The 12,201-nt window shown below is 52.8% G+C and carries 9 protein-coding genes; 5 read left to right on the top strand and 4 right to left on the bottom strand.

Going from position 1 to position 12,201, the window contains the following annotated elements; all coding sequences use genetic code 11:
* Positions 1-178: 178 nt before the first annotated feature.
* Together EKO24_RS08170 and EKO24_RS08165 are read right to left on the bottom strand one after the other, a co-directional pair.
* Entirely contained in the window at positions 179-532 is a 354-nt protein-coding gene (locus tag EKO24_RS08170) for a hypothetical protein (RefSeq protein ID WP_127030288.1), read from the bottom strand.
* Positions 533-688: 156 nt separating this feature from the next.
* Entirely contained in the window at positions 689-889 is a 201-nt protein-coding gene (locus EKO24_RS08165; RefSeq protein ID WP_127030287.1) for a CsbD family protein, read from the bottom strand.
* Positions 890-1,307: 418 nt separating this feature from the next.
* On the opposite strand from EKO24_RS08165, the gene EKO24_RS08160 reads away from it, so the two are divergent.
* Entirely contained in the window at positions 1,308-2,126 is an 819-nt protein-coding gene (locus tag EKO24_RS08160; protein WP_127030286.1) for a class I SAM-dependent methyltransferase, read from the top strand.
* 174 nt (positions 2,127-2,300) lie between these two features.
* Here EKO24_RS08160 and EKO24_RS08155 read toward each other — a convergent pair whose 3' ends face one another.
* Both EKO24_RS08155 and EKO24_RS08150 read right to left on the bottom strand, forming a co-directional pair.
* Positions 2,301-3,530 (bottom strand): aminotransferase class I/II-fold pyridoxal phosphate-dependent enzyme, encoded by a 1,230-nt coding sequence (locus tag EKO24_RS08155; RefSeq protein WP_127030285.1) that lies wholly within the window; start codon positions 3,528-3,530, stop codon positions 2,301-2,303.
* A gap of 12 nt (positions 3,531-3,542) precedes the next feature.
* Entirely contained in the window at positions 3,543-4,469 is a 927-nt protein-coding gene (locus EKO24_RS08150) for an NAD-dependent epimerase/dehydratase family protein (protein WP_127030284.1), read from the bottom strand.
* Between the two features lie 462 nt (positions 4,470-4,931).
* Here EKO24_RS08150 and ppsA point away from each other — a divergent pair, with 462 nt between their 5' ends.
* From ppsA to EKO24_RS22360, 4 genes are all read left to right on the top strand, one after another.
* Positions 4,932-7,358: a phosphoenolpyruvate synthase gene (gene ppsA, locus EKO24_RS08145; RefSeq protein ID WP_127030283.1), complete on the top strand. Its 2,427-nt coding sequence runs from the start codon at positions 4,932-4,934 to the stop codon at positions 7,356-7,358.
* A gap of 173 nt (positions 7,359-7,531) precedes the next feature.
* Positions 7,532-8,677: an ATP-binding protein gene (locus EKO24_RS08140; RefSeq protein WP_127030282.1), complete on the top strand. Its 1,146-nt coding sequence runs from the start codon at positions 7,532-7,534 to the stop codon at positions 8,675-8,677.
* A 4-nt stretch (positions 8,678-8,681) separates the two neighbouring features.
* Positions 8,682-11,693, top strand: coding sequence for a tetratricopeptide repeat protein (locus EKO24_RS08135; protein WP_127030281.1), 3,012 nt, complete (start codon positions 8,682-8,684; stop codon positions 11,691-11,693).
* A 196-nt stretch (positions 11,694-11,889) separates the two neighbouring features.
* The gene (locus EKO24_RS22360; RefSeq protein ID WP_154671587.1) at positions 11,890-12,045 is read left to right on the top strand and encodes a hypothetical protein; all 156 of its coding nucleotides are present in this window, start codon (positions 11,890-11,892) and stop codon (positions 12,043-12,045) included.
* Positions 12,046-12,201 lie beyond the last annotated feature (156 nt).

Below are 12,201 nucleotides of genomic sequence, written 5' to 3'. Positions count from 1 at the left end.
ACAAGGTCGGTCCTTAAGGGCGTGCCCAAGCTGCTTCTGCCTCAGTGCCAAGGTAGCTAACCATGACAGGAATTAAGATACAAGGGCGTGCATCGCACTCTTTTCGATGCCGATCTATCGGGCGCTTTGAAAGGTCGGCCATAGCGCCGACTTTCAAAGCAGTTTCTACGAATTATTCTTACTTAAGCGATTTATACAGTTCTAGCGTTTTGTTCAACTCGGTTGTGGCGCCTTTTATATCGTTCTGGTTTACTTTGATTTGCGCTTGAATAAGAGTCGCGTTAGCTTTTTTGACAATGCTAGGATTTCCCGTTACTTTTTCGGACTCCATACGAGCCTTTTTTAAATGCTCGCTGGGCGGCATGAAATCGCTTTTGGCGATTTCAGTTTTAGCCATTTCAATATGTGCCATGGCTTCATTGGGGCTGTGAACAGAACTTTTGGCGGGCTCTTCCGCATAAGCGTTAACGCAGGCTGAGCCTAAACAGAAAGCCAGTAATAAAGTCCGTGCCGTGTTTTTGGTGATATTCATAGATAGATAGCCTTTGTTGTGATTATCGGATCACGCAAATAAAAGGACATTAAAAAATCAAAGTCTTTTTATTTGCATAAAAATGGGGCAAGCCTTAGTGAAAGGAGTAGGATGGGTTTAGCGCTGCTCTACCCATCTTACAAATACTGACAGCAATTAATGAATTCGATCTTCAAAATCTCTGAGACGCTTTTCCGCTTCGTCCTTTTTAATCCCGTAACGTTCTTGGATCTTTCCCAGCAGCACATCCCGGTGGCCTGCGATTTGATCAAGCTCGTCATCAGTTAATTCGCCCCAGGTTTCTTTTACTTTACCTTTGAACTGTTTCCAGTTGCCTTCAATTTGATCCCAAGCCATTGCTATTCTCCTCACGTTGTAGCAAAGAATGAAAATTCCGTCACACGGAAGCCTAGTTTAGGGACGAGTCATATATACTTCGCCGTAAACTTGAAAAATAACATAACCTTAAAAGCGGGAGCGGTCTGTACGTCTGCGTACATAGAGAAGTTTCATAGCAATATCGATAATGGCCGACGCTAAATGGTTTTAAAGATGGCACACGGATCACATGAATGCGACGGATTGGCGCCGATTTTTACAGGGCTAACTTCTTGACTCATCTCGCTAAAGTTTTCCGGTATTTTGGAGTGCAAGCTCTGCTTGCAAAGCAGGCGGAGCCTGCACTCCGGCTTTGAACAAGAGTTGGAAGCTTATCGGTTATTTATTCATGTTCTTTTTTTAGTTGTCTATCAATGTTAAGCATCAGAGGAAATTTATGAACGATTTGAATACTCCGCAGGCTAAAGCTGCCGCGGCTTATAACGCGGCTTCCGACTTGTTCGACCACCCGGCCAATACTTTTTGGGACCGCTTCGGACGCAGCACGATTAACCGCCTCGAGCTAAAACCGGGCGCGTCGGTGCTGGACGTATGTTGCGGCAGCGGGGCGTCTGCGTTGCCTGCGGCTGAGCAAGTCGGTCCCGGCGGACGCGTTGTTGGCGTCGACGTTGCCGAAAAACTGCTTAACTTAGCCAGTGCCAAAGCACAGAACCAAGGCCTGGATAATATTGAGTTTCGGGCCGGCGATATGCTCGACACCGGTTTTGCCGACGCGAGTTTCGATGCGGTGGTTTGTGTGTTCGGAATATTTTTCGTAGACGATATTCCGGCCGCTATCCGTGAGTTATGGCGCGTGCTGCGTCCGGGCGGAAAACTTGCCATCACGACCTGGGGGCCGGATTTTTTTGAACCGGCTAATGCGGTATTTTGGAATGCGGTTCGGGACGTCAGGCCTGAGCTATACAAAGGTTTCAATCCTTGGGATCGAATAGCCGAGCCGGCTGCTCTCAGCGCGATATTCAATGAAAGCCGAGTGCCCGAGCCGTTGATTGTGGCCGAGGCAGCAACGCATCCGATCGTATCGCCGGAAGACTGGTGGACGACGCTGCTGGGTTCGGGGTATCGAGGCACTATTGAGCAGTTGGAGCCGGCCATGGTCGAGCATGTTCGTCAGGCCAATCATTCGTTTATAGTCGATCGGAAAATACAGGCGGTGCAGGCCAATGTGCTTTATGCGGTTGCGGAGAAGCTTTGAAAGGTACGTACAGCGTATCTACGGGGCTATAGCCGGAGTGTAGGCTTCGCCTGCAAACGCAAGCACCAACAGTAGGCGCTTTACGACTGCAAGGATGCAGGAGTTAGAGCAACGCAGGGAGCAGTTGCCGAGGCGGAGCTTGCACTCCCGCTGTAAACACGGGGCGCAAGCATTTCATAAGGGATCTTTAAATTCAGCCAGTTTAGCCAGTAAATAATCCAGGTCTTTTTCGCTGTGCTCGGCCGATACCTGCAACCTGATTTCCTGTTCGCCTTGGGGGACAACCGGGTAATTCAGCCCCGTGGCCAGGATATCGTTCGCCAGTAAATGCGCGACTAAGGCCGACGTTTGGGCGGTATCCCGGAGCAGGATAGGGACGATAGGATGTTCTCCCGGCAGCGTTTCAAAGCCTAGGTGCACAAGCTCCGACCTAAGACGAATGCTCAACGTCCGCAGCTTTTCCAGCAAGCGCGAGCCTTCGGCACTGTCGGCAATGTTTAACGCGGCCAGTGCTGCCGCCGCCTCGGCCGGCGTAATCGGATTCGAATAAATATAAGACGGCGAGCTTTCCCGCAAATAATCGATCGCTACCCGCTCGGAAACGACATAGCCGCCGTTGACGCCAAAGGCTTTGCCGAGCGTCGCGATTAACACATCGGCCTTGTTTTGCGTATATTCCTCGGTGCCGCGTCCGGTCAGGCCGAAAGCGCCGACGCCGTGCGAGTCGTCGACAATCGTGATAATGCCTTGTTCATACGCATTTTCATGACGTTTACAGCAGGCGTTGATTTTATCGAGATCGGCGTAATCGCCGCGCATGCTGAAAATCCCGTCGGTAACGACGCAAACGCGTTTGGCCCGGCCTTGATAAGCGCCGAGGATGTTGTCCAAGGCATTAATGTCGGCATGCCCATAAATTTCTTTGGCGGCCGGTTGGGCTAAGCGGATCGCATTGATAATGCAGTTATGATTCAGCGCATCGCTGACGACCAAGGTGTCGGCGGAAATAAATTGAGGCAGCACGCCGACCATCGTCGTATAAGCGGAACTGAACAGCATGGCGGACTCGCGGCCGTGAAATTCGGCCAGTTTGTGTTCCAGTTCGATATGCGGCCGGTAAGTGCCGCTGATAAAACGGACCGCTCCGGGACCGGTGCCGAATTTTTCAGCGGCCTCGGCCTCCGCTTTGACGACCCGCGGATGCATTGCCAATCCGAGATAGGCATTGGAGTTCATGCGCAGGAAAGCCCTGTCGCCGTAGCCTTCAAGAAAATATCGGGGGCCGAAACCGTTGGCGGCGGCTTTGATGCCGGTAACGATTTTTTCATTGCCTTTGCCGATGCCTTGTTTTTGCAAGTCGGTTAATTTGCCGGTTAACAGCGGTGCCAGTTTTTGCAGTGACATAAACGCCTCCGTTTATTGAGTTGAGCGCAGATTTTCCAGCATGTCCTCGACCATCGCCGGTAAACCGAACCGGGGCCGCCAGCCCCATTCGGCTTTGGCGGCGCTGTCGTTCATGTGTTTGGGCCAGGAGTCGGCGATTGCCTGACGCAACGGATCGACGTGGTAAGCGATAGTGAATCCGGGGATGTGTTTTTGTATTTCCGCGGCTAACTGTTGCGGGGTGAAACTCATCGCCGTCACATTGAACGCATTCCGGTGCTTTAAATGCGCGCTGTCGGCCGTCATCAACGTAATCGCGGCATCGATAGCGTCGGGCATGTACATCATGTCCAGTTGCGTGTCGGCGCGAAGGAAACAATCGTAATGCCGTGATTTTTGCGCCGCATAAAAAATATCCACCGCATAATCGGTCGTGCCTCCGCCCGGTTTGGTCTTGCTGGAGATCAGCCCCGGATACCTTAGACCGCGTGCATCGACGCCAAAGCGGCGGTAGTAATAATCGCAAAGCAACTCGCCCGAGACCTTGCAAATACCGTACATCGTTGTTGGCCGCTGGATGGTATCCTGCGGCGTATCGATGGCCGGGGTTTCGGTGCCGAAAGCCGCTATCGAGCTGGGGAAGAACAGCGCGCACCGGTGCAGTCTGCAAGTCTCCAGCACATTAATCAATCCGTTCATATTGATGTCCCAGGCTTGCTGCGGCGTTTGTTCCGCAACAGCGGAAAGCAGGGCGGCGAGATGAAAAATCGTGTCGATGTTGTGGGTTTCTACGATGCGATTCAGCGCCGGCATATCGCGCACGTCCAGGCCGTAAGGTTCGTCCGGAGCCGGTTTTTTATCGCTTGCAAACACATTTTCGCTGCCGTAGCGGTTGCGCAAAGTTGCGGTCAGTTCCGAGCCGAGTTGTCCGGCTGCCCCTGTTATTAGTATTTTTTTCATCTATATCTTCGCGGTTTTATTTAGAGGGCTGCTAAAACAGAGCTCCTTGCGTTATGGGTCTTATTTAAGCCTATGTTTGTAGTGCTTGCACATAAAAATTTGGCTTAACGAAAAGAGTTTAAAACCGGGTGGGGATGGGGAAGGAGGGACTGCGCAAACTACAGGGCTAAAAAAAAGGGAGCCTAATAGATGATTAAACTCCCCCTTACCAAACGAAGGTAAGTAAGAGCGCAAGTAAATATGCTATCAACGCGCCGGAAGAATGATAATGCGGCATTTTGTCACATAAAATTATTATGGTTTTTAGTCGGATGCGTTCATAGTGGAATCAGAGACTGCATCGGCCAAAAGCAAAATGATCGGCTATGGTTATGTTTAATCGCTTGGATGACATGGATGAAAGCTGGTAACTTATCGTTACCCAGATTTCGAGTAAGTGAATAATTCGTTCAAGGAGCTACGATGGCCGAGCAAACAAACTATATTCGTTGGTTTAATGAATTAACGATTGAAGATATACCGCTCGTAGGCGGTAAGAACGCCTCGTTAGGCGAAATGTACCGGGAATTGATTCCGCAAGGCATCCAAATCCCGAACGGTTTTGCGGTGACCGCCGAAGCTTACCGCTACGTGCTGGACCGAGCCAATGCCTGGGAAGCGCTGCATCGGGCCTTGGACGATTTGAACCCGGACGATGTCGGCGATCTTGCCAAGCGTGCGTTGCAAGCTCGGGAAATCATCTACGCGGCGCCTTTTCCCGAAGACCTTGAGCAGCAAATTATCGCAGCGTTCGCGCAACTGAAAGCACAGTACGGCGACGATTTAAGCGTTGCGGTACGCAGTTCCGCGACGGCCGAAGACCTGCCGACCGCGAGTTTCGCGGGTCAACAAGACACCTACCTGAATATCCGCGGCGACCAGGCCTTGCTCGATTCCTGCAAGCGCTGTTTCGCCAGCCTGTTCACCGACCGCGCGATACATTACCGCATCGACCAGGGCTTCGATCATTTCAAGCTGGCTTTATCGATAGGCATCATGAAAATGGTGCGTTCGGACCTGGACGCCAGCGGCGTGATGTTTTCGCTGGATACCGAGTCGGGATTCAAGGACGTGGTCTTCATCACCGGCGCCTACGGGCTCGGCGAAAATGTCGTGCAAGGTGCTGTAGACCCCGACGAGTTTTACGTGCACAAGCCTACTTTTGAACAAGGGCACCGTGCGGTATTAAGACGCACGTTGGGCGCGAAGAAAATCAAAATGGTTTACAGCGAAGGACGCACTCGCGAACCGACCCGCAACATCGTCACGTCCGAAGAAGAACGCAGCCGTTTTTGCATCGACGATCAGGATGTGTTGACCCTGGCCGACTACGCTATAAAAATAGAAAAGCACTACAGCGCTAAAGCCGGACAGGCCAAGCCGATGGATATCGAATGGGCGAAAGACGGCCTCGACGGTACGCTGTATATCGTGCAGGCCCGTCCCGAAACCGTGGTTTCGCAGTTGCGCGGCATGGTTTTGGAGCAATACAGCCTGAAAAACAGAGCCGAAGCGATAGTGACCGGCCATGCGGTCGGCAACAAGATCGCTGCCGGCAATGCGCGGATTATCGATAACGTCGAGCAGCTGAACCATTTTAATCCCGGCGATGTGCTGGTTGCCGACATGACTACGCCGGATTGGGAGCCGGTCATGAAAATAGCGTCGGCGATAGTCACCAACCGCGGCGGGCGCACTTGTCATGCTGCGATTATTTCCCGCGAATTGGGCGTTCCGGCCGTGGTCGGCTGCGAAAACGCGACGACGGCGATTAAAAACAACAGCCCGGTGACCGTATCGTGCGCGGAAGGCGATGCCGGTAAAGTTTATTCAGGCAAACTCGATTTCGAGATTAAAAGCACCGACCTGTCCGGATTGCAACGCCCGAAAACCAAGATCATGCTGAACATCGGCAACCCGGAACTGGCGTTCAAAACCAGCTTTTTGCCGAATGACGGCGTGGGTTTGGCGCGGATGGAATTTATCATCACCGAATACATCAAGGCGCATCCGATGGCGCTGATACACCCGGAGCGCGTGCAGGATGCCGGGGAGAAAGAACAGTTGGAGCAATTGACGCGCAACTATGCCGGCGCCGAGGATTACTTTGTGCAAAAATTGTCCGAGGGCGTCGGCACGATTGCGGCCGCGTTTTATCCGAAGCCGGTCGTCGTGCGGATGTCGGATTTTAAAACCAACGAATACGCGACCTTGCTCGGCGGAAGCTGGTTTGAGTTCGACGAAGCCAACCCGATGATCGGTTTTCGCGGCGCATCGCGTTACGTGCATCCGGCTTATGCGGAAGGCTTTGCGCTGGAATGCAAGGCGATGAAACGGGTCCGCGACGAAATGGGCTTAAGCAACGTGGTGTTGATGATCCCGTTTTGCCGCCGCGTCGACGAGGCCAAACGCGTGCTCGACTACATGGCAAAGCTGGGCTTGAAGCGCGGCGAGCAAGGCCTGGAGATTTACGTGATGTGCGAGATTCCGAACAACGTGATTCAAATCGATGCGTTCTCGGAACATTTCGACGGTTTTTCGATCGGCTCCAACGACTTGACGCAGTTGACCTTGGGCGTGGATCGCGATTCCGAGATTCTCGCCGAGGATTTCGACGAGCGCGATCCGGGCGTCAAGGAAATGATCCGGCTGGCCGTTAACGGTTCGCGGCGCAACGGCAGGCATTGCGGGCTGTGCGGCCAAGCTCCGTCCGATTATCCTGAGATGGCGGAATTTTTGGTAGAAGTCGGCATCGATTCGATGAGCTTGAATCCCGATACCGTGTTGCAGACGACGCAATTGGTGCTGGAAACCGAGCGGCGTTTGGGGCGGCGGCGTTCTGTCGATTAAGTTGCTCTCGTTTCCACGGGCTCCGTGGGAACGAGAAATCCTGCGAGTGTGAATGGCTTTTATGGGAAACGGAACGGTATTGCTTGTTTAAAATTAAAACAATGTTGTTTTAAAGTATTTGTGTTTTAAAATGGAGGTGTATAAAATAGCTACTTCTTCCGAAGGAGTCGACCATGCCCTTAAATTTCGATACATCTCCATACGGCCGCCGTAGCGAAACCGATTACATCTTCAGCCGCTTCGATGCCGGCAAAAATCTGTTAATGCCGGGTCCCAGACGCTTGGGTAAGACCTTTGTGCTGGAGCGATTGGAACAGCGCGCCAGCCAACATGATTACCATGCAATTCGTTTGGACGTTTCATCTTGCGCGGATACCCAGGCATTCTTCAAAAAGTTAGCCGAAAAAATAGAAGACAAACTCGGCAACAAAATACTAAAACAGATCAAGCAACGCGCCTTGCAGCTTGGAGCGCCACATCAACAAAACTCGCAAACGCTTCCGCAAGCATTGTTGAACGTCGATTGGGAAAGTTACGCCGGTAACTTGCTCAAGGAACTGGCCGAAGATTCAAGGCGGTGGCTGATTTTGATGGACGAACTGCCGATTTTCCTATTGCGCCTGCATGAGCGTAGCGCCATCGACCAGGCCTCAAGGGTTATGTATTGGCTGCGGGAAAACTGCCTGAATTTATCGATACGCTGGTTGTTTACCGGATCGATCGGTTTCGAACCGTTAGCTAGAAAAGGCAATTATCAAGGCGCCATTCGCGATCTGGAGGGATTTGACCTTAAGCCGCTGGAAAAAAACATCGCGCAAATCTTTGTCCAGGATTTAGCTCAAAACGGCTTGCTGCCGTATCGACGAGAGATTACCGATAGCGAAAGCTGTGCAATCGTCGACGCAGTGGGCTGGTTATCACCCTATTATTTGGAAGCGTTCAGTCGCCATCTCCAGGGTGTTCCTACAAACGCTCAGGCCGAAACGCAATCCTTGATCGAAGCCGCACGCCTTAGTCTTTTTCAATCGGCGGACAAAGATTGTTTTAGCGTTTGGTCCGAGCATATCCGCAAACATTACCAAGACAATACTGCAAAAGCCTCTAAATTATTAGCCGCGTTAAGCGAATTCCCAAACGGAGCATCATCCGGAACGCTGCTTGCCGATTTAGCCGATCCCAATATGCAGGATACCGAGCTCAAACGCTTACTGGCAATTCTGGAAGAAGACGGCTTCATCATCTGCGACTTCGAAGCGGACACACACCGTTTCCGCATGGAATTGCTGCGCCTTTGGTGGCAACGCTATCTGCCGGAGTAAGATCATGACAGAAATCGACGTAATCGCCTTATACGGCCCCGGTAACCTGAAACCGGACGATTTGGTCGCCGGTTTTGTGGCCCGCGAAAAAACATTGGACTATTTCCTCAACGAGCTGCGTCATCAAGCCGCGGCCGGCGCTAGTCCGCGCCATCATTTAATCGTTGGTCAGCGCGGGATGGGCAAGACCACGCTGCTGCATCGCATCGCCATTGCCGTCGGCGAACGTAACGATTTGAACCAAGCCTTGCTGCCGCTAACCTTCCGCGAGGAACAATACAACGTCATCAACTTGCACGTATTCTGGCGCAACGCCATCGAATCGCTGTTGGATTGGCTGGAACGCCAAGGCTGCGACGAACAGGCCAAGACGCTGGAACAACAACTGGACGGCGTCGAAAAAGCTTACGAACAAAACCGCAATGGCGAAGTCGGCGGCGATGCGGCTTGGCGAGTATTCAACTCGGCTTGCGAAAAACTGGGAAAGCGGCCGGTATTGTTCCTGGACAACCTGGATTTGATCCTCGATGCCTTGAAAAAACACGACTGGGGCTTGCGCGATATTCTTCAACAAAGCTGCGCCCCCATCGTGATCGGTGCGGCCGCGGCTTATCCGAAAAGCCTGTCGGACCGCAAGGCGGCGTTTTTCGACTTCTTCCGCTTGACCACGCTGGCCCGTCTGGAACACCACGAAGTCCGCGCCTGTCTCCTGCGTTTGGCGCAAAAACGCGGCGAAGCCGGCAGCAAAGTCAGCGAGTTATTGCGCCGCGACCCCGGGCGCATCGACGCCTTGACCGAAATGACCGGCGGCAACCCGCGCACGCTGGCGGTGTTGTACTTGTTGTTGGAAAGCCAAGCCGGCGAGGATGCTTTCGCCGATCTGGAAAAGCTCTTGGACCGGATGACGCCGCTGTATAAAGCCCGCGCCGAGGAAGCCGCGCCGCAAGCCCGCGCCGTGCTCGACGCTGTGGCGCTGGCCTGGGACCCGATTACCGCCAAGTACATCGCCAAAGCCTCGGGTTTGGAAGTCACCGTCGTCAACGCTCAACTCAAGCGCCTGGAAAACGACGGTTTCCTAGAAAAAGTACCGGTCAGCGGCAGCGGCCGTTCCGGTTACCAAATGGTCGAGCGCTTCTTCAACATCTGGTACCTGATGCGCCACGGCAGCCGTCGCTTGAAACAGCGGGTGTGCTGGCTGACTGCGTTCTTGCGCGGCTTTTATTCGTCCGATGACCGCGAGGACTTGGCGCGCGGTTTCCTGCGCGACGGCAACCACAAAGGCCGCGCCGACCTGATGCTGGCGTTGTCGGAAAGCGTCGACGACCCGGTTTACCGCAAAGCCTTGAGCCAAGCGGCGGGACGCGACTTGTTGCAGCAATCGGAAACCCGCAAGCGCATTGAGCAACTGGTCGATCTACGCGATATAGCGCCGGAATTGGCCGACATGGCGGAACTGGAGCGTGAAGCCTTGGCTGTGCAGCGGGATTGGCCGGAAGGATTGGATGTAAAAAGCTTCTGGGAGTTGTTGGGCGGCTCGCTGGAAATGAATAGTAGCGAAAAACGTCGATTGGTCGAACAGTTGCCGGATATGAGCGCGGAGCAACTCGCGGAACTGGTAGCCACTTTGCGCAAAGAAATTGCCGAGCTGTGCTGGCAATTTGAGTTGGATGAACCTATCCTGGTACCTTATCGGGCTGCGATCAAGGACGGCAGTATTCGACATCGCTACGATCTACAAGGTGCTGGTGCGGCAGCCTTGTGTGAAAACTATCCAGATATTGCTGCCGTCGGATGTTTATTGATTATGGACGGCAAGCGCTTTGTCGAAGTGGAGGCTATCACAGCCTATCGAAAACGCTTTGCCGAAGAAACGGGTTTGTTATGGAGGCGTATCGATCAAGGGCTTGCCGGGCTAACACCGAGTTCGGCTTGGGACTTATGCTGGTATGGTTTGTGGTTGGAACAACGCGGATTTTATTCTGAGGCCGAAGCCGCCTACCGTCGGGCTATTGTGCTCGATTCTGCGGATGCGATTCCGTGGGATAATCTGGGCACTTTGTTACAAGCTCACTTGGGGCGCTACGAAGAAGCCGAGGACGCTTATCGCCAAGCCATTACTCTCGACACAAAAGATGCTGGCGCGTGGAGTGACTTAGGCAATTTGTTGCAAATCCATCTGGGGCGCTACGAAGAAGCCGAAGCCGCTTACCGTCAGGCTATTGATCTCAATCCCAACTTGGCTTATCCGAGACATGGGTTGGGCTATTTGTTGCAGGAGTATTTAGACCGCTATGAAGAAGCTGAAGTTGCCTATCGCCAAGCCATTGCGCTCGATCCCAAATGGGCTTATCCGTGGAATACACTGGGTGATTTGTTGCAGTACAATCTGGACCGTTACGACGAAGCCGAAGCAGCCTATCGTCAAGCCATTGCACTCGACCCTAATGATGCTTATTCGTGGAACGGCTTGGGCAATTTATTGCAAGACCATCTGGGCCGTTACGAGGAAGCCGAACAGGCTTATTTACATGCACTGGAAGTAGCGGATACAAAACGCAAAAAACATGTTCATGGATTGCTCGCGATGTTGTATTGGTTCGCGCTCGATCGCCCGGATTTGGCCCGGTACCATGCCGAACAGGGACGACAAGCAGAGGAGGAATATATAGCTCCCATGCTGGATGCTTCGCAATATCTGGAGGAGAACCAAGCGGGGCCAGCCTTTGGCGCACTTGATGCGGCGCTGGCAAGCGCCGACGCCAAATTATGGCGTTCTTTTTTAAACCGCTTACAACGCCTGCTGCGTTTCTCGATAAGCCAAGGCTATGGCCCTAAATTCCTTGAATTCATGCAAGCCGCCGGTTATCCCGACCGCTACGCACCGTTGTATTGGGCATTCCTGGCGGCATTGGAAGGCAAGGATATTCTGCTGAACGTCAACCCGGAAGCGCGCCGTACCGCCGAGCGGATTTATCAGGGATTGGTTGGTAGCGCTGAAACGCCACGCACGAACTGAGTCATGTTGGTTGGGCGACAATTCTATCGTTGCCCAGTATTTTGCTATCTGCTGGTGGAACGATTCGTGATCGAATCAGAAATTTGCTGCCATATTGAAATCCGACCCATTGCCCCAAACTAAGCCACGGTACAAACGGCGCCAGCTCGACCCTATAAACCGTCTCGCCCAGTAGGCCGCCGAACGGCATGGTGCTGTGTTCGATTTGCACGGTTTCGGCCAAGTTCAGCAAATACTGTTTTTGTTCCGGGCAACGGCTACGCCGCCTCCATACAAAGTCGACAGGGCATTGATGCGGCTTAATAAACGGTTCATCAGCAAGCTGAACGGCGGCGCGGCGCGCAGTAATTGATTATCGGCTTTTAACCGTAAACGGGTGCTGTGGTTGAGGCGGATGCTTAATAGGGAAGGGGCCGTGCCGGCAAAAAACTCGTCGGCACTGACAATACCGAGTTTTTTGCGAAAGACGAAGAATGCAGGAGATTAACAGACTAACGCGGATACTAAC

The sequence above is a fragment of the Candidatus Methylobacter oryzae genome, from assembly GCF_003994235.2.
Classification (GTDB): domain Bacteria; phylum Pseudomonadota; class Gammaproteobacteria; order Methylococcales; family Methylomonadaceae; genus Methylobacter_A; species Methylobacter_A oryzae.
Note: the sequence above shows the minus strand (reverse complement) of the source record. Positions and strands in the feature narration are given on the sequence as shown.

What these genes read in the sequence shown, in the direction of transcription:
- EKO24_RS08170 (WP_127030288.1), bottom strand. Translation starts at nt 532, where the DNA reads ATGAATATCACCAAAAACACGGCACGGACTTTATTACTGGCTTTCTGT.
- EKO24_RS08165 (WP_127030287.1), bottom strand. Translation starts at nt 889, where the DNA reads ATGGCTTGGGATCAAATTGAAGGCAACTGGAAACAGTTCAAAGGTAAA.
- EKO24_RS08160 (WP_127030286.1), top strand. Translation starts at nt 1,308, where the DNA reads ATGAACGATTTGAATACTCCGCAGGCTAAAGCTGCCGCGGCTTATAAC.
- EKO24_RS08155 (WP_127030285.1), bottom strand. Translation starts at nt 3,530, where the DNA reads ATGTCACTGCAAAAACTGGCACCGCTGTTAACCGGCAAATTAACCGAC.
- EKO24_RS08150 (WP_127030284.1), bottom strand. Translation starts at nt 4,469, where the DNA reads ATGAAAAAAATACTAATAACAGGGGCAGCCGGACAACTCGGCTCGGAA.
- ppsA (WP_127030283.1), top strand. Translation starts at nt 4,932, where the DNA reads ATGGCCGAGCAAACAAACTATATTCGTTGGTTTAATGAATTAACGATT.
- EKO24_RS08140 (WP_127030282.1), top strand. Translation starts at nt 7,532, where the DNA reads ATGCCCTTAAATTTCGATACATCTCCATACGGCCGCCGTAGCGAAACC.
- EKO24_RS08135 (WP_127030281.1), top strand. Translation starts at nt 8,682, where the DNA reads ATGACAGAAATCGACGTAATCGCCTTATACGGCCCCGGTAACCTGAAA.